The organism is Arthrobacter sp. KBS0703, assembly GCF_002008315.2.
Taxonomy (GTDB): Bacteria; Actinomycetota; Actinomycetes; order Actinomycetales; family Micrococcaceae; genus Arthrobacter.
In genome coordinates this window covers 2382319-2398928 of sequence record NZ_MVDG02000001.1, presented here as the reverse complement: position 1 = coordinate 2398928, position 16610 = coordinate 2382319, and the positions used below count along the sequence as shown (strand labels likewise).

Here is a 16610-nt window from a genome sequence, read left to right as displayed (position 1 = left end):
GACACACGGACCTCGCGAGCCGCCCGGGGAAGGCGTAGCATGCCCGTATGTCAGCCGGTGCGGAACCCTATGCGGAGGCCCTTCATGCTGCCGTAGGCCACGCCACAAGATGGCTCGCGAGCCAGCCTGGCCGCCGGGTGGGGCCGGCGCAGACGGCCGGTGAACTGGCGGCCGCGTTCGGCGGCGACCTTCCGCGCTCCGGAATGCCGGCGGCGGAGGTCGTGGATTACCTCGCCCTGCATGCCGAACCGGGGCTCATGGCCATGCCGTCGGGCCGGTTTTTCGGCTGGGTCATCGGGGGAACACTGCCGGCAGCCATGGCGGCGGACTGGCTTGTCAGTGCCTGGGACCAGAATTCGGTGCTCCGCTACGCCACGCCCGCCATTGCGGCCATCGAGGAAGCAGCGGGCGGCTGGCTGCTGCGGCTGCTGGGCCTGCCGGAGGAGTCCGACGTCGGGTTCGTCACCGGTGCCACCATGGCGAATTTCACCGGCCTTGCCGCTGCGCGCTGGCGCCTCCTGACGGACGCCGGCTGGGACGCGGACCGCGACGGCCTGTCCGGCGCGCCGCGAATCCACTGCCTTGTCGGCGAGGAACGGCACGACACGATCGACCTCGCGCTGCGCTACCTGGGCCTGGGCAGCCCCACCGTGGTCCCTGCCGACAGCCAGGGACGCATCGACGCCGCGGAACTGGACTGTGCCCTGGACCGCGCCCTGGCGTCCGGACCCGCCCGGATACTGGTGTGCCTGCAGGCCGGAAACCTCCATTCCGGGGCCTTCGACCCCTTTGCCGCGGCCATCGCGGTGTCGAAGGCACACGGCGCCTGGGTGCACGTGGACGGGGCCTTCGGGCTGTGGGCCGCTGCCGTCCCCGAACTCGCCGAGCTGACCGCAGGCGTCGCACGGGCCGACTCGTGGGCCACGGACGCCCATAAGAGCCTCAATGTCCCGTACGACTGCGGAGTCGCCGTCGTGAAGGATGCCCGGGCAATGCGGAGCGCCATGGGGGTCAGCGCCAGCTACCTGATCCAGGATGCAGACGGCGCCGGTGATCCGAGCCAGAAAGTCCCGGAACTCTCCCGCAGGGCGAGAGGCGTGCCGGTGTGGGCCGCCCTGAAATCGCTGGGCAGCGACGGCGTGGCCGCGCAGATCCGCGGGCTTGCTGCCTCGGCGGCAATGCTCGCGGAAAAGCTTGCGGCCATGGACGGGGTGCAGGTGCTGAACGAGGTCGGCTTCACCCAGATTTCCGTCGCCTTCGGCGACGACGCCACCACGCGGGACGTGACGGCGCGAATCCTGGCGGACGGGAAGGTCTGGATGTCCGGATCCCGCTGGCACGGCAGGGACGTGCTGCGGATCTCGGTCAGTAACTGGAGCACCGGCGCGGACGACGTCGACACGGCGGCCGAGGCCGTCAAACAGGCTCTTGAAGCGGTCCGGGCCCGCTGACAGCCGGACCCCGTACGGGCAGTGCTGCTGCCGACCCTGCCGCCTGGCCCGGTTCGGGCAGCGCGTGCGGAGCCGGGAGCCCGTCCAGGGTCCGGCCGGCCAGCGTGCTGGAAATCCAGAGGGAACGGGCCAGGTCCCCGCCATGACCGGCCTTCGAGGCGTAGTGCAGGGCGTTGTCCACCTCCCGGGCGATGCTCCACTGGCGGGCGGTCTCGGGATCCAGGCCGGCCGCGAGGCTGAAGTCGCGGCAGCGCTCGAGCAGCCCTGCCGCGGGATCGGCGGCGGGGAGGTCCCGGATGCGGTTCCACAGCAGGGGCGCTACGGCGAACTCGGCCTCGCCCACCATCGGCTGCGGATCGATGGCGGCAAAATTCCCCGGCCCGGGCTGCTCCGGCGCGCCGGGGCGGGCCAGGATATTGAGGAAGTGGAAATCCGTATTGACCAGTACGTCGGAACCGGAACGGCGGCCCACGGCACCCCTCGTCTGGCACACCTCAAGGGCGGCCTCCAGGAGCCACCGCGGAAGAGGCCTGCCGAGCTGTTCCCACTCGGCGGGCAGGTCATCGCTCCACTGCTCCGCGCGGGCCGCGACATGGGCAAATTCCCGCCACTGCGGGCGGCCGTCAGGCACCAGGCACAGATCCCGCATGAGCCCGCCCCACACCTCCACGGCCGTGTCCATCGGCTCGGTATGGAGCGACCTGCCGGCATCCAGGCGCTCCAGCAGCATGGCGCATGTTCCGGCGTCGGAGGCGAGCAAGCGAACGGCGCCGTGCCCGTCCCAGAGGGTCAGCGCATGGCGCTCCACGAGGGCCTCGTCATGGGGGAAGGCCACCTTCAGGGCCGCGGCGGTCCCGTCTGACCGCACCGGCACAACGATGCCGCCGTGTCCGCTCCACGGAAGCGGATCCTGCCCGAGGTCCAGTTCGAGTTGCCACTGGTCCATGCGTCCGCGGATCATGCCGGGAAGGGAGGCCAGCCAGGCACGGCCCGCGCTGTTACCCGCGTAGCGGCGCGCCAAGTCCGGCGGAATGGGGACGTCTCGTGGCTGGCTCATCCGTTCCAGCGTAGTTGACGGGCCTTCCTCAGCCCGGAAGGCTCCGTCCAGGCGGGCTAGACGATGCCGCTGGCCCCCAGCAGGTTGCCGATGGTGAACGTGGCGGCCAGGGCAAGCCCGCCGCCCACCACCACCCGTGCGGCAGCCCGGACCTTGGAGCCGCCGCCGATCCATGCCCCGAGGCCCCCGGTCAGGGCCAGCGCCACCAATACGGCGCCGAATGTCACCGCCACCCTGATGTTCTCCGGCGGCAGCAGGATGGCCAGCATGGGCAGGACCGCGCCCAGGGTGAAGGCGATGGCCGAGGCAAAGGCGGCGTGCCAGGGGCTGACGATGTCCTCCTCATCGATGTTCAGCTCGGCCGAAAGGTGCGCCGCCAGTGCATCGTGCTCAGTCAGCTCCCGGGCCACAGTCCTGGCAGTCTCTTCGCTCAGTCCTTTGGTCCGGTAGATTGCCGCGAGCTCATGAAGCTCTTCCTCGGGTTCCTCGGCGAGTTCGCGGCGCTCCTTTTCGATCATCGCCTTCTGGCTGTCGCTTTGGCTGCTGACGGACACGTACTCGCCCAGGGCCATGGACACGGCGCCGCCCACAAGCCCGGCAGCGCCCGCCGCGAGAATTGGCCCGTGTTCGCTCGTGGCGCCGGCAACCCCCACCACGATCGCCGCGACCGACACGATGCCGTCGTTCGCGCCGAGGACGCCCGCGCGCAGCCAGTTCAGGCGGTGGACGATGTCGTTGCTATGGGGCTCGTTTTCGTGCTGCCCTTCAGGGGGCAATGCCGCATTGTCCGCTGAATCCATGCCTCCAGCAAACCACTCAGGGCGTCACGCTGCCAGAGTGCATCTCTTCCGTGCTGGGGCTAGCCTGCCGGCAGCGGCGGCAGCAGGGTGGTGTCCAGCACGATTCCCGGAACCGGGCCGGTGTCGGATCCCCAGCGGATAGAGCGTTGTGCGGCTTGAAGGAGCGATGCGATGGCCCAGCACCGGGTCCCGCCGTCGCTCAGGGCTACAAGGTCGCCGTACACCGGCAGTGTTCCGGCCTCCAGGCTGGCCAGGCCGGCCGCGGGCGTTTTCAGGAACGAGGTGCCGAGCGTGTAGCCCGGATCCCTGGGAGGGATGGGCGCGCAATGGGCACGGCTGTGCCCCTCGGCCTCATCCACCAGCGCCTCGTGTCTGGCCAGCAGGTCCTTGGCCTGTCCGGCGGCGGCGCCTTCCAGCCTCGTGAGGGCCACCTGGTATCCGTAGACGGTCTCCACCTCGGTGCGGACCACTCTGTCCAGCGCGTCCGCCAGGGACGCTGCCCCCGGGTTGGGGGAGGCCGTCCCCGCGTCAGCCGTAGCGGCGCCACCCGGCGCCGGGCGGGACGCGGGCGCGGGGCCGCGCCGGCGGGGAGGCTGATGCCGCGCACGGGTCCGCCGCTGTGCGCTGCGGTGCCGGGGCTGTCGGCAGTGCCGGGACCGGCGTCCCGGACGCCTCGGCGAGGACCTCGCCTGAAGCAGCTGCGCGGTACCTACCGCGGCCAGCAGGCGGGCCATCCCGCCGTCGGCCGTTTCCGCCTGGACGAGGCGCTGTTTGCCGCTGGCGGACAGTCCGGCCACCAACGCAGCAACGGTGGCCGGAGCCGCGGTGGCCGAGGCCCTGCCCGTCGCCGGACCCGTAGCCGAACCTGGCGACGGGGAGGCCGGTGCGCCGTCGGGTCCATTTTCGGCCGGGAGGACCAACGCCCTGGCCTGCGTAGTCAGCAACGTCACAGTCCGCGAGAAAAGCTGCCGCTGGGCACCGGAAGCGCCCTCGGCAAGTTCGTGGCCCGCGGCCCGCAGCCGCATGGTTTCAGCCAGCGCCGAGGCGCGCGCCTGCTCGGAAAAAGGCGGTACGGCGGGGGCCGGAGCTTCGCGCGGAATCAGCGCAAAACCGAGACTCAACACCAGGAACGCGGTGAAGCAAAGCAGGGCATAGCGGAAAAAGTTCCGCGGCCTGCTGTTTTCCCTGGTGTCGTCTTTCACAACAGACCATGTTGTCACGGCCGGAAGGAACTCGGTGCACCAAGCCCGTCGGAAAATGGCTACGCTAGTAGTCACAACATCATCTATCGGGAGGCGGCCGGCATCGTGAGCAATGCAGAAGCCACGGCTTCATCAGACCGGACCGACGCGGGAAGGGCTGAACCCGCGGCAGTCCACAATCCCGAGGCTGAACGCCTCCGGGCCTTGCTTGAGCCCGCGGTTTTGGCGAACCGGCTCTACCTGGAGGATGTTGCCATCAACATCGCAGGCTCCAACCGCGTGGTCAACGTGGTGGTGGACCTGCCGCAGGAAGAAACCGGCGGGGTCAGCCTTGATGTCATCGCAGACATCTCCAAGGAGCTCTCCGACATCCTGGACGGCGATCCCAGCACCGACAGCCGTCCGTACGACCTTGAAGTCTCCTCGCCCGGCGTGGGCCGCCCCCTGACCGAGCCGCGGCACTGGCACCGCGCCCGTGGACGCATGGTGAGCGTCAAGGTCATCCAGGGCGAGAACGTCACCGGACGGATCCAGTCCGTGGACGAATCCGGAGTGACCCTCGTCCCCGAAATTGCAGTGAAAAAAGGCATGAAGCCGAAACAGGGCGACCCCGTAAAACTTCCTTTCGACAAGATCCGCAGCGGAAAAGTCGAAATTGAGTTCAGCCACCTCGACGAGGCCGGTCTGGAAAATGAACACAATGGACCTTCTGAGGAGGCCTGATGGATATTGACATGAGCGCACTGAGACTCCTGGAGCGTGAGCGCGAAATCCCGCTGGATCTCCTCATCCCCACGATCGAGCAGGCGCTGCTGGTTGCCTACCACAAGTCGCCGGGAGCCTTCGAGAAGGCCCGCGCCGAGCTGGACCGCAAGAGCGGCCACGTGACCATCTGGGCCACCGAAATCGACGACGACGGTGCACCCATCGGCGAGTTCGAGGACACCCCCGCCGGTTTCGGCCGCATCGCAGCCAGCACCGCCCGCCAGATCATCCTCCAGCGCCTGCGCGACGTCGAGGATGACAACGTCCTGGGCGAGTTCAAGGGCCGCGAGGGCGAACTCGTTGCCGGCCTGATCCAGCAGGGCAACAACCCCCACATGATCCAGGTCAACCTCGGCACGGTGGAGGCGCTGCTTCCGCCGCCCGAGCAGGTGCCGGGGAGAAGTACGTCCACGGGAACCGTCTGCGCGCGTTTGTGATTGACGTGCACCGCGGCACCAAGGGTCCGTCCATCACGCTGTCCCGGTCGCACCCGGGCCTCGTGCGGAAGCTCTTCGAGCTGGAGGTACCCGAGATCGCCGACCACTCCGTGGAGATCGTTGCCCTGGCGCGTGAGGCCGGCCACCGCACCAAGATCGCAGTGAAGGCCAATACGCCCGGCATCAACGCCAAGGGTGCCTGCATCGGAGAAATGGGTTCCCGCGTGCGGGCCGTCATGACCGAGTTGAACGACGAAAAGATCGACATCGTGGACTTCAGCGAGGATCCGGCGACGTTTATCGCCAGCGCACTGTCGCCTTCACGTGTGAATTCAGTCACCATCACCGACGAAGCGACCCGCTCGGCGCGGGTAGTGGTGCCGGACTACCAGCTCTCCCTGGCCATCGGCAAGGAGGGCCAGAACGCCCGCCTCGCTGCGAAGCTGACCGGCTGGCGGATCGACATCGTTTCCGACGCCGCCGCTCCCCGCGGCTAAAGGACTCCTCCCCGGCTCGGCGCCGCCCGGACCGGCACCGAAACTGCCCGCGATTGCAGCGGGCAGTTTCGGTGACAGGCCCCTGAGGGGCTAGAATAGAACATGACCGCGCCTCGCAGCCGGCATCAGCGTGCTTGTGTGCGCCCGCAAATTTGCCTCACGGCAGCAGCGGGCCGCCGGGCAAGCAGTTATGTATAGGCAGGAAGATACTCGACAGTGGCACACGTGCAACACCTCGGGAATCAGCCGCAACGTACCTGCATCGGATGCCGGAAAAAAGGATCGCGGTCTGAGTTACTCCGGCTTGTCTCCGGCGCCGGCGGTTCGTCCGCCGTCGTAGTGGATGAACGACGCCGGATGGCTGGCAGGGGTGCATGGCTGCACCCCAGCGAAGCGTGCCTCGCACTGGCGGTCAAACGTCGAGCGTTCGGACGCGCCCTCAACGGCGCGACCGGAACAGCCGATGTTGAACGCCGGATCACGGCAGGCACGCAAGCCGTGGACACTCCGGTGGCCGCAGCAACAACCGTCCAACCTGAAAGCGGGTCAGAAAACTGATGGAAACCCGATGAGTTCCCAGCGATGAGTGCGCAACGATGACAACTTTGTTGCGCTCTGCAATGGGCCTTTCAGCTGCACTCGCGGCGGAGGCCCGCAGTAAGAAGTAGACGGTTCGTGCCTGGCTCGGTGCGGACCGAGACAGGAGAAATGTGGCCAAGGTCCGCGTACATGAGCTTGCTAAAGAGCTCGGTATCACTTCCAAAAGATGCAGTAACCAAACTGCAGGAACTGGGCGAATTTGTTCGCTCCGCCTCTTCCACCATTGAGGCCCCCGTTGTGCGGAAACTCCGTAACGCCTTCCCCGACGCGACTGCTTCGAAGTCCGAAGCACCCGCATCCGCGCCAAAAGCACCGGCCAAGGCGGCAGAATCACGTCCCGCCCCGGCTCCCGGTCCCGCCGCCCCCAAGGCTGCGGCACCGCTCCGGCGCCGGCCGCCAAGGCTGAAGCTCCGGCCGCGCCCGCAGCACCTGCTGCTCCCGCCGCCGCTGCCCCCGCAGCTCCTTCCGCCAGCGCTCCCGCGGCACCCTCCACGGGCGCCAAGCCCGGGGCACGCCCGGCACCGAAGGCTGAAGCTCCGGCCGCGCCGGCAGCCCGCCAGGGTGGTTCGGCTCCGCGTCCGGGCGGCCCGCGCCCCGGCAACAACCCCTTCGCCACGTCCCAGGGCATGCCCGCGGCCGTGGCGGCGACGGAGACCGTCCGCCGCGCCCGGGAAACAACCCGTTTGCACCGTCCCAGGGCATGCCCCGTCCCGGTGGCAGCCGCACTGACGGCGACCGCCCCGGCGGCCCCCGTCCGGCAGCAGGCGCCGGCGGTCCCCGTCCGGCAGCAGGCGCAGGTGGCCCCCGTCCGGGCGGTCCCCGTCCGGCAGCAGGCGCCGGTGGCCCCGTCCGGGCGCTCCCCGTCCGGCTGGCGCCGGCGGAAACCGTCCGACTCCCGGCATGATGCCGAACCGCACTGAGCGTCCCGCACCGGCCGGTGCAGGACGTCCCGGCGGCGGCGGCGGCGGACGCGGTCCGGTCGTCCCGGCGGCGCTCCCGGAACCGGCGGCCCCGGTGCCGGCGGCGGTGCTCCGGCCGGCGGTGGCTTCGGCAAGGGCGGCCGCGGTCGCGGCGGAACCCAGGGTGCGTTCGGTAAGGGCGGCGCTGGCCGTGGCAAGCAGCGCAAGTCGAAGCGCGCAAAGCGCCAGGAGCTTGAGCAGATGAGCGCCCCGTCGCTGGGTGGCGTGAGCGTACCCCGCGGCGACGGCAACACTGTAGTCCGGCTTCGCCGTGGCTCGTCCATCACGGACTTCGCCGACAAGATCGAGGCGAACCCCGCAGCGCTGGTGACCGTGCTCTTCCACCTCGGTGAGATGGCAACGGCCACCCAGTCGCTGGATGAGGAAACCTTCGCACTGCTTGGCGAGGAGCTTGGTTACAAGCTTCAGGTCGTTTCGCCGGAGGACGAGGAGCGCGAGCTGCTCTCCACCTTCGACATCGACTTCGATGCCGAGCTCGAAGCAGAAGGCGACGAAGACCTTGAGGCGCGTCCTCCGGTAGTCACCGTCATGGGTCACGTTGACCACGGTAAGACCCGACTGCTTGACGCCATCCGCAAGTCCGACGTCATGGCGGGCGAGCACGGCGGCATCACGCAGCACATCGGTGCCTACCAGGTCACGCACAACCACGAAGACATTGATCGGAAGATCACCTTCATCGACACCCCCGGTCACGAGGCGTTCACCGCCATGCGTGCCCGTGGTGCGAAGGTCACCGACATCGCCATCCTCGTGGTCGCAGCGGACGACGGCGTTATGCCGCAGACCGTTGAAGCCCTCAACCACGCCCAGGCGGCCAACGTGCCGATCGTCGTGGCCGTGAACAAGATCGACAAGGAAGGCGCCAACCCGGACAAGGTCCGCGGCCAGCTGACCGAGTACGGCCTGGTTCCGGAAGAATACGGTGGCGACACCATGTTCGTGGAGGTCTCTGCCCGCCAGAACCTCAACATCGACGAGCTGCTCGGCGCGGTCCTGCTTACCGCAGACGCCGCCCTGGACATGCGAGCCAACCCGAACAAGGACGCCCGCGGTATCGCGATCGAAGCCAACCTGGACAAGGGCCGCGGTTCCGTGGCCACCGTCCTGGTGCAGTCCGGCACGCTGCGCGTCGGCGACACGATCGTTGCGGGAACGGCCCACGGCCGCGTCCGTGCGATGTTCGACGACGACGGCAGCGCCCTGACCGAGGCCGGCCCGTCCCGCCCCGTGCAGGTGCTGGGTCTGTCCAATGTGCCGCGCGCCGGTGACACCTTCTTCGTGACTGCTGACGAGCGCACCGCCCGCCAGATCGCCGAGAAGCGTGAAGCAGCCGACCGCAACGCCGCCCTGGCCAAGCGCCGCAAGCGCATCAGCCTGGAAGACTTCGACCAGGCCGTCGCCGAAGGCAAGATCGACACCCTCAACCTCATCCTCAAGGGTGACGTGTCCGGTGCCGTGGAAGCCCTCGAAGACGCGCTGCTCAAGATCGATGTCGGCGAGGGTGTCCAGCTCCGCGTTATCCACCGCGGTGTCGGTGCGATCACGCAGAACGACGTCAACCTGGCAACGGTCGACAGCGCCGTCATCATCGGCTTCAACGTCAAGCCCGCCGAGCGTGTTGCCGAACTGGCAGACCGCGAAGGCGTGGACATGCGCTTCTACTCCGTCATCTACGCAGCAATCGATGACATTGAGGCAGCCCTCAAGGGCATGCTCAAGCCGGAGTACGAAGAGGTCCAGCTTGGTACCGCCGAGGTCCGCGAAGTGTTCCGTTCCTCCAAGTTCGGCAACATTGCAGGCTCGATCGTCCGCTCCGGTGTTATCCGGCGCAACGCCAAGGCCCGCATCAGCCGCGACGGCAAGATCATCGGTGACAACCTCGCCGTTGAGACGCTCAAGCGCTTCAAGGACGACGCCACCGAGGTCCGCACGGACTTCGAGTGTGGTATCGGGCTTGGCTCGTACAACGACATCAACGAGGGCGACATCATCGAGACCTTCGAGATGCGCGAGAAGCCGCGCGTCTAGGTTGTTCTAGCTGACACAAAGGTGCGCGGGGCCGTTGGATTTTTCCGGCGGCCCCGCCCCTACGCTGGGCGGCATCGGATCTGCGATCCTTTGCCGCCCAGCTCCGGCAGGCCCGACGCCACTCCCACGCCGCCGGAAAAAATCCAACGGGAGTCCGTCGTAGACTCGCCTTAGGTGCGTGGCAACAAATCCCAACGTGTGTACGAAAGCCGCTAACGCGCCGTCGTGCATCCAAATATTTAGGAGTGGAAATGGCTGATCCGGCACGCGCTGCCAAGTTGGCGCAGCGGATTAAGGTTGTTGTTGCAGAGGCCCTGGGCCGGAAGGTCAAGGATCCGCGGCTTGAGGGCATCACTGTCACCGACGCCCGCGTGACCAATGACCTGCAGCACGCCACGATCTACTACACCGTGTTCGGCGACCAGGCCGTGCAGGCCGATGCCGCCAAGGGCCTGGAGAAGGCCAAGGGTGTGCTGCGGCAGGAGGTGGGCCGGAACATCACTGTCCGCCTGACTCCCACGCTGGAGTTCGTGGCGGACCAGATCCCCGTGAACGCCTCCAACCTGGAGGAACTGCTCCGTGCGGCGAAGAAGCGCGACGCCGAGGTTGCGGCCCTGGCCGAGAACGCCAAGCACGCCGGCGACGCCGACCCGTACAAGAGCGACATTCCCGAGGACGTGGAAATCGACGAAGACGATTTCGACGAAGAGGACATCGACCTCAGCGCCGACGGCGCCATCGACGAGGACCGGAACAAGTAACGTTCGCCTCGGAATTGCGTTCCCCTAATGGTGCGGCCGGATCCACTGGATCCGGCCGCACCATTTTCTATTGGTCCTCCAGGGGCGCCGTCACAACGTGCCCGTCGGGAGCCTTGTTCGAGTCCGGCAGTGCGTTGACCGTGGCGTAGAGGGTTTCGCCCCTGACGTCCACGTCCGCCGTCAGTGCGCCAGGGAGGGCCACGCTCTGCTCGCCCGAGCGGGCAGCAAGCCTGAGCACGCCCTCGCCGAAGAGTGAGGCAACGTAGACGTTGCCGTCATTGTCCATGTCCAGCCCGGTGGGGGACATCACGTCGTCGGCAAACAGCTTCACCCGGCCGTTGTCCGGATCGACCTTGTACACCGCACCGCGGGCGCCCAGGGCCGGATCTTCCGGTCCGCCCGGGAGCACTGTCACATACAGCCAGCCATCCGGACCCCGTTTGACGTCGGTGGGCACAGGCTCGAATTCATATGTGTGGCCCGCAATGCAGCCGGGGAGCTTCAGCGCAGTCGCCTCTGCGGCCGTGAAACGGTGCGGCCGGGACGGCAGCACCGCCACGGTCTGGGCCTCGCCGGTCTCCACCTCCACGGAAACGATGCTGTTGGCTCCGGCATCGGCCACGTAGATGGTGCCGCCGTCGACATCGATGCCATACGGATGCGAATCGATCTGGCCCTTGTACGAGGCTTCAACGTCCGGGGGTAGCTGGGCCGCGCAGGCGGCGGGAAGATCGCGGAATCCGTAGCTTGAACCGCCGTCGGCATTTTCCTTGGTCTCGAGGGCGGCAAGATCCCCGAAGGTGCGCTGCTTGCCGTCGGAATCAATGCTGCGGATATGCCCGGCCAGGGCTCTCGGATCCATCGGCCCCGCCCCTTGGCTCTCCGCCAGATAGACCGTCCCGCCCCGGCGGTCCGTGCCGGCAACGTCCCAGGCTGGGTTCTCGTAAACGACGGACTTCGCACCGGCGCGGGCGAGCTGCGTGAGCCTGCCGGCGAATTCTTCGCTCACCAGAACAGATCCGTCCGGTCCGTCGCTGAGGTGGAGCGGAGTCAGCAGGCCTTTCGCGAGCACGGTTGCTGCCGCGGGCGACGCGGTAACGCCGGTCGGTTGCACGCCGTTCGGATCACCGGCGGCGTGGCTGGCCGGAGCAAAGGACACAAGAAGCGAGGAAGCGGCGACGGCCGCCACAAATGAACGTCGATTTTTCATGGTGTCTCCAATGTCAATGGTGTTCATCCAGAGCATTGAGACCGTTGTTTGGCGCGAAATGCGGGGTGCCCCCAACGCGCGCATTTTAATCCCGCGGGTCCCGGCTGTCGATGGGCTCCGCATTACCGAACGTGTAGGGGCCCGGACGGGCGCGTGCTGGCTATGATCAGATCATGCTTGCCCAACCTTCAGCTGCAGATGTCGTGGAGTACCTGAATCAGGCTGTGGCCTTGGCGGAACGGAATGTGGCCGCCGGCGGCGGGCCCTTCGGTGCCCTCGTTGTCACCGCCGACGGCACCATCCACGAAGGCGTCAACCGGGTCACCCGGGACAACGATCCCACCGCCCACGCTGAGGTGGTGGCCATCCGGACTGCGGCCGCGGAATCAGGCAATTTCGATCTGGGCGGCGCGGTCCTCTACACCAGCTGCGAACCCTGCCCGCTCTGCCTGGCGGCGGCGCTCTGGGCCCGTATCGACCGCGTCTACTACGCGGCGGACCGGCACGGCGCTGCAGCGGCGGGATTCGACGACGCCGTGTTCTACGAATACTTCGGCGGCACCCGGCCGGAACTGCTTCCGGTCAGCCACACTCCGGTTCCGACGTCGGACGCCCCCTTCCGGGCCTGGCGCGGCAACGCGGAACGCACCGATTACTGATCGGACCCTCAGCATGTCAATTGAAGAGAAAGGCGGAGAGGTGGCCTCACAGCTGCTTAGTTGTCCAAGCTGCGGAACGACAAACCGGGTTCCCGATGCGGCGACCGGCCACCCTCGCTGCGGACGCTGCCGCAAGGACCTCCCCTGGATCGTGGCGGCAGGTGATTCTGACTTCGCAACGATCGCGGAACAGTCAGCCGTACCCGCTCTGATCGATTTTTGGGCCGCTTGGTGCGGCCCCTGCCGGATGGTCAGCCCGGTGCTCGACAAGCTCGCACAGGAAAGAGCAGGAGAGATCAAGCTTGTCAAAGTCGACGTGGACCGAGCCCCGGAACTATCACGGCGTTTCGCCGTGCAGTCGATTCCCACGCTTATGGTCATCAGCGGAGGCAAGGTGGTGGCCCGGCAAACCGGAGCGGCACCCGCTCCCGCGCTTCGCTCCTGGCTCGAGCAGGCACTCGCCGACATCAGAGGCTGAGCTACGCCGGCTTGGAGACGGCACCCACACCGCCGCGGGGGAGCCGGCCCAAGCCCTCCACCAGTTCCGCCCTGTCCGCGCATAAGGCTATGCGGATCCAGCCCTCGCCAATGGACCCGAAGGCGGTGCCGGGGGCGAACGAAACGCCGGACTCGGCGAGGAACTGGCGAACCCAGGCCCGGACATCACCGCCGCTGACATGCGAGACGTCGGCCCACAGATAGAACGCGCCCTGCGCGCTCAGGAACGGGATGCCCTTGGCCGCCAGGACGGATGACGCCGCGTCACGGTTGGCGCGGTAGTGCGAACGGGCGTGCGCCACGTAATCCTGCGGGCCGGTCAGGGCCGCGAGCGCCGCGTACTGGGAGGGTGAAGCCACGCAGGAGACGATCGCCTCCATCACATTGTTCATCCGCTGCTCGAGGCCGGGCGGGCAGACCAGGGCGCCGATCCGGAGCCCGGTCAGCCCGTAGGTCTTGGACAGCGTCAGCGACGTGAACACCCTCGCTTCGCCGGGAACGGCGCTGTCGAAGCGGGCAGGGCTCACATGCGGGACGTCGTACGTGAAGGCCTCGTAGCATTCGTCGGAAATGATCCAGAGGTCGTGGCGCCGGGCCAGTTCCACGAGCCGGCGGGTCAGGTCCTCGCCCAGCACGGCGCCCAGCGGGTTCGACGGCGAATTGAGCATGAGGACCCTGGTCCGCTCCGTGATGAGTGCTTCGATGTCCTCGATCCGGGGCTGGAAGTCGTGCGCGGGATACAGCGGATAGCCCACCGGCACGGCGTGAAGCAGCCGGCTGGTCATGGCGAAGGTGGGATAGCCGGGATTGGGGATCAGGATCTCGTCACCCGGGGCGAGCAGCAGGCTCATGGCAAAGTGCAGGCCCTGCTGGGCTCCGTCAACCACGTACACGCGGTCGGCCCCTATGTCCGCGCCGGACTGCTCACGGAACCTGGCCGCGAAGGCTTCCCTCAGCGCGGGGATCCCGGCGTTCGGTGTGTAGTTCGTCTCGTCGCGGTCCAGGCAGGCCATGCCCGCCTCCAGGACGTGCCGGGGGAGGGGAAAGCCCGGTTCCCCGATGCTCAGCACCACAGCGCCCGGCGTGCGCCAGGCCGCCTCGGTGATCTCGCGGATCTGGTTGACGGGGACTTCGCGGACGTGCGCTGCAAGCTCGGGCATGACTGCCATCCTAGCCCCGCCCCTCCGGGACCGGCCGTGTCATCCGCCCGCGCGAACCATGCGGCCTCGGCGAGGCGGCGGCTGGAGGACGCGGCACCGGGCGCCCGGCTGGCCCCGATATACTGGGAGGCGTGCTTTCTGGACTGGTAATAGTGGACAAGCCGCAGGGATGGACCAGCCACGATGTGGTTGGCCGGATGCGGCGGATCGCCGGTACCCGGAAAGTGGGCCATGCCGGGACGCTGGATCCCATGGCAACCGGCGTGCTCGTCGTCGGAATCAACAAGGCCACACGGCTGCTCACCTACATTGTCGGCACCTCCAAGACCTACACGGCGACCATCCGGCTGGGTGAGTCCACCGTTACGGACGACGCCGAGGGAGACATCGTCAGCAGCGCCAGCGCCGCGGACGTGACCGACGACGCCGTCCGCACCGGGGTAGCCGCCCTGACGGGCGAGATCCAGCAGGTGCCCAGCAGCGTCAGCGCCATTAAAGTCAACGGCGAACGTGCCTATGCCCGCGTCCGTTCCGGCGAGGACGTCAAGCTCGCGGCCAGGCCCGTGACCATCCACCGCTTCGAAGTCCACGGAATCAAGCGGGAACAGGGCGGGGAGGTGGTGGACGTGGATGTCACGGTGGAGTGCTCCTCCGGCACCTACATCCGTGCGCTGGCCCGCGACCTGGGCGATTCCCTGGGTGTCGGCGGGCACCTGACGGCGCTGCGCCGGACCCATGTGGGGCCGTACTCGCTGGAGCAGGCCCGGACGCTCGAACAGCTCGCCGAAGAGCTGGAGGTCCTGGAAATGTCCCAGGCCGCCCGTGCCCTCATGCCCAACCGTGAGCTCAGCGCCGAAGAAACCACCGAGATCTCCTTCGGTCGCCGGATCGCCGCCGGCGCCCCGGCAGGCTCGGCTGACGCCGCCACAGCGGAGCGTCCGGCGGCGGCGTTTGCGCCCGACGGTTCACTCGTGGCGCTGCTGGCGGACACCGGCAGTTTCGCGAAGCCCGTGCTCGTGTTCGCGCCGGGAACCGGCGGACAGGACAGCGGCGGGCAGGCCGGATAGCCTTGGACGCGTATTTCTACATCATCCTGGCCATCGGCCTCCTGTCCACCGTCATCTGCGTGGTGGCCGGCATCCTGAAGAAGGCCCCCAACGATGTCACCATCCTGTCGGTGGCCGCCGTCGAACTGGCCTTGCTGGTCTACCTCGTGGGGTCGATCGTCCGCGTGATCGCCGGGGAACGCATCGCGGGGGAGGCCTGGGAATTCTGGGGCTACATCGTCACCGCCCTCATGCTGCCCGTCGCCGCCGTGTACTGGTCCATCCTGGAACGGACCCGCTGGAGCAACTTTGTCCTGGCCGCCGTGGGAGTGACCGCCCTGGTGATGGCCGCCCGAATGAATCAGATCTGGTACTGAAGTGGAAGAAGCAGACAACGTGACAGCTACGTCCTCCGAACATGCGGCCAAGAAGCCGGCCGACACCCGGAACACGGGACCGGGCCGCCTCCTCATCGCCGTCTACGCCGTCTTCGCCATTTCTGCCACGGCCCGTGCCGGCTACCAGATTCTCACCAAGTTCTCCGAGGCCCCGCTGGCGTACCTTCTGTCGGCTGTCGCCGCCCTCGTGTATCTCGTGGCCACGGTGTCGCTGGCGAAAGCCGGACGGACCTGGTTCAAGGTGTCCGTCATCGCCGTGCTGGTGGAACTGATCGGCGTGCTCGTGGTGGGCGCGCTCAGCGTGTTCGACTCCGTCCAGTTCCCGCACGAAACCGTGTGGTCATTGTTCGGCCGCGGCTACGCTTTCATCCCGCTCATCCTGCCCGTGCTCGGCCTGATCTGGCTCTACCGCCGGCGGCCGGCCCCGCGGTCCGCGTAGTCACTGCCGCGGGCCGGGCTCCTGTCCGCCCGGATTTTCCTCGCCCGGCAGGTCCACGTCGATAAGCTCGCCGGGCGTCACTGACCGCTGCGTCGGCAGCCCCTGCGCGGGCTGTGACTCCTGCGCCGCTGCCTCCGGGGCCGGGTCGGAGGGGCTCCCCTCTGCAGGCTCCGGAGCCGGCTGTGGCTGCTGCGGCTGGCCGCCGCCCAGGATGCCGCCGAGGATGTCACCCAGGCCACCCTGCCCCTGCCCGCCTGCGCCGGCCGCGCCGCCGAGGATGCCGCCCAGGATGCTGCCGAGATCGATGCCGCCCGCTCCGCCGTCGCCGGTTCCGCCGTTGCCCGCTCCGCCGGGCAGCGGCGAAGCCTGCCCGCCACCCTGCTGTCCGCCGAGGATCTTCTTGGCCAGGTAGGACATGATGATGGGGGCGAGAATCGGAAGGAGCCTGCGGACCAGGTCCCCGCCGGCGCCGCCCAGATTGGCCGTTCCCGCCAACTGGTTCGCCACCTGGTCCTGCTGCCCGCCGAACGCGTGGCCGACGATCTTCTCGCCGTCGGCGGTGTCCACCTGCGCGGGGTCCACGCCGCCGTCGGCCAGGCCGTCCTGTCTCTTATACACA

Annotated in this window: 15 protein-coding genes and 2 pseudogenes; 11 read left to right on the top strand and 6 right to left on the bottom strand. The window is 67.9% G+C overall.

What is annotated here, in order from left to right; all coding sequences use genetic code 11:
* Nucleotides 1-47: 47 nt before the first annotated feature.
* The gene (locus B1A87_RS11300) at nt 48-1451 is read left to right on the top strand and encodes a pyridoxal-dependent decarboxylase (protein WP_078026407.1); all 1404 of its coding nucleotides are present in this window, start codon (nt 48-50) and stop codon (nt 1449-1451) included.
* Here B1A87_RS11300 and B1A87_RS11295 read toward each other — a convergent pair.
* The 3 genes from B1A87_RS11295 to B1A87_RS11285 are packed head-to-tail and all read right to left on the bottom strand — an operon-like array spanning nt 1417 to nt 4510.
* Nucleotides 1417-2508 (bottom strand): aminoglycoside phosphotransferase family protein, encoded by a 1092-nt coding sequence (locus tag B1A87_RS11295; RefSeq protein ID WP_078026408.1) that lies wholly within the window; start codon nt 2506-2508, stop codon nt 1417-1419. The two genes, B1A87_RS11300 and B1A87_RS11295, sit on opposite strands and share 35 nt — an antisense overlap.
* Nucleotides 2509-2564: 56 nt before the next feature.
* The gene (locus B1A87_RS11290) at nt 2565-3308 is read right to left on the bottom strand and encodes a VIT1/CCC1 transporter family protein (RefSeq protein ID WP_078026409.1); all 744 of its coding nucleotides are present in this window, start codon (nt 3306-3308) and stop codon (nt 2565-2567) included.
* A 59-nt stretch (nt 3309-3367) separates the two neighbouring features.
* Nucleotides 3368-4510 carry a ferritin-like domain-containing protein gene (locus B1A87_RS11285; protein ID WP_144275795.1) on the bottom strand — a complete coding sequence of 381 codons (1143 nt, stop codon included), beginning with the start codon at nt 4508-4510 and terminating at the stop codon, nt 3368-3370.
* Nucleotides 4511-4615: 105 nt separating this feature from the next.
* Between B1A87_RS11285 and rimP the strand changes: the two genes are divergently transcribed.
* The 5 genes and pseudogenes from rimP (at nt 4616) to rbfA (ending at nt 10581) form a co-directional block, all read left to right on the top strand.
* Nucleotides 4616-5233, top strand: coding sequence for a ribosome maturation factor RimP (rimP, locus tag B1A87_RS11280; RefSeq protein WP_078026411.1), 618 nt, complete (start codon nt 4616-4618; stop codon nt 5231-5233).
* Nucleotides 5233-6209 (top strand): annotated as a pseudogene (gene nusA / locus B1A87_RS11275) (transcription termination factor NusA). The gene rimP and the pseudogene nusA overlap by 1 nt, the downstream one beginning before the upstream one ends.
* Before the next feature lie 216 nt (nt 6210-6425).
* On the top strand, nt 6426-6767 hold the full coding sequence (locus B1A87_RS11270; protein ID WP_078026413.1) for a YlxR family protein: 342 nt from the start codon (nt 6426-6428) through the stop codon (nt 6765-6767).
* Between the two features lie 152 nt (nt 6768-6919).
* Nucleotides 6920-9820: pseudogene (infB, locus tag B1A87_RS11265) on the top strand (translation initiation factor IF-2).
* Nucleotides 9821-10071: 251 nt separating this feature from the next.
* Complete coding sequence (gene rbfA / locus B1A87_RS11260; protein ID WP_078026415.1) at nt 10072-10581, top strand: 30S ribosome-binding factor RbfA; 510 nt, start codon at nt 10072-10074, stop codon at nt 10579-10581.
* Between the two features lie 67 nt (nt 10582-10648).
* Here rbfA and B1A87_RS11255 read toward each other — a convergent pair whose 3' ends face one another.
* Entirely contained in the window at nt 10649-11818 is a 1170-nt protein-coding gene (locus B1A87_RS11255; protein ID WP_260680796.1) for a ScyD/ScyE family protein, read from the bottom strand.
* Nucleotides 11819-11964: 146 nt separating this feature from the next.
* On the opposite strand from B1A87_RS11255, the gene B1A87_RS11250 reads away from it, so the two are divergent.
* Complete coding sequence (locus B1A87_RS11250; protein ID WP_078026416.1) at nt 11965-12450, top strand: nucleoside deaminase; 486 nt, start codon at nt 11965-11967, stop codon at nt 12448-12450.
* A 13-nt stretch (nt 12451-12463) separates the two neighbouring features.
* Nucleotides 12464-12928: a thioredoxin gene (gene trxA, locus B1A87_RS11245; RefSeq protein ID WP_078026417.1), complete on the top strand. Its 465-nt coding sequence runs from the start codon at nt 12464-12466 to the stop codon at nt 12926-12928.
* Between the two features lies 1 nt (nt 12929).
* Here trxA and B1A87_RS11240 read toward each other — a convergent pair whose 3' ends face one another.
* The gene (locus B1A87_RS11240) at nt 12930-14108 is read right to left on the bottom strand and encodes a pyridoxal phosphate-dependent aminotransferase (RefSeq protein ID WP_185982302.1); all 1179 of its coding nucleotides are present in this window, start codon (nt 14106-14108) and stop codon (nt 12930-12932) included.
* A gap of 131 nt (nt 14109-14239) precedes the next feature.
* On the opposite strand from B1A87_RS11240, the gene truB reads away from it, so the two are divergent.
* Genes truB through B1A87_RS11225 form a run of 3 tightly spaced genes read left to right on the top strand, consistent with a single transcriptional unit; the run spans nt 14240 to nt 15991 of the window.
* On the top strand, nt 14240-15175 hold the full coding sequence (gene truB / locus B1A87_RS11235; protein ID WP_144275794.1) for a tRNA pseudouridine(55) synthase TruB: 936 nt from the start codon (nt 14240-14242) through the stop codon (nt 15173-15175).
* A gap of 2 nt (nt 15176-15177) precedes the next feature.
* On the top strand, nt 15178-15531 hold the full coding sequence (locus B1A87_RS11230; RefSeq protein WP_078026419.1) for a hypothetical protein: 354 nt from the start codon (nt 15178-15180) through the stop codon (nt 15529-15531).
* Between the two features lies 1 nt (nt 15532).
* The gene (locus B1A87_RS11225; RefSeq protein WP_078026420.1) at nt 15533-15991 is read left to right on the top strand and encodes a hypothetical protein; all 459 of its coding nucleotides are present in this window, start codon (nt 15533-15535) and stop codon (nt 15989-15991) included.
* On the opposite strand, the gene B1A87_RS11220 is transcribed toward B1A87_RS11225, so the two are convergent.
* Nucleotides 15992-16609, bottom strand: a complete 618-nt coding sequence (locus tag B1A87_RS11220) for a DUF937 domain-containing protein (RefSeq protein ID WP_260680795.1) — start codon at nt 16607-16609, stop codon at nt 15992-15994. It lies immediately after the preceding gene.
* Between the last annotated feature and the right edge of the window lies 1 nt (nt 16610).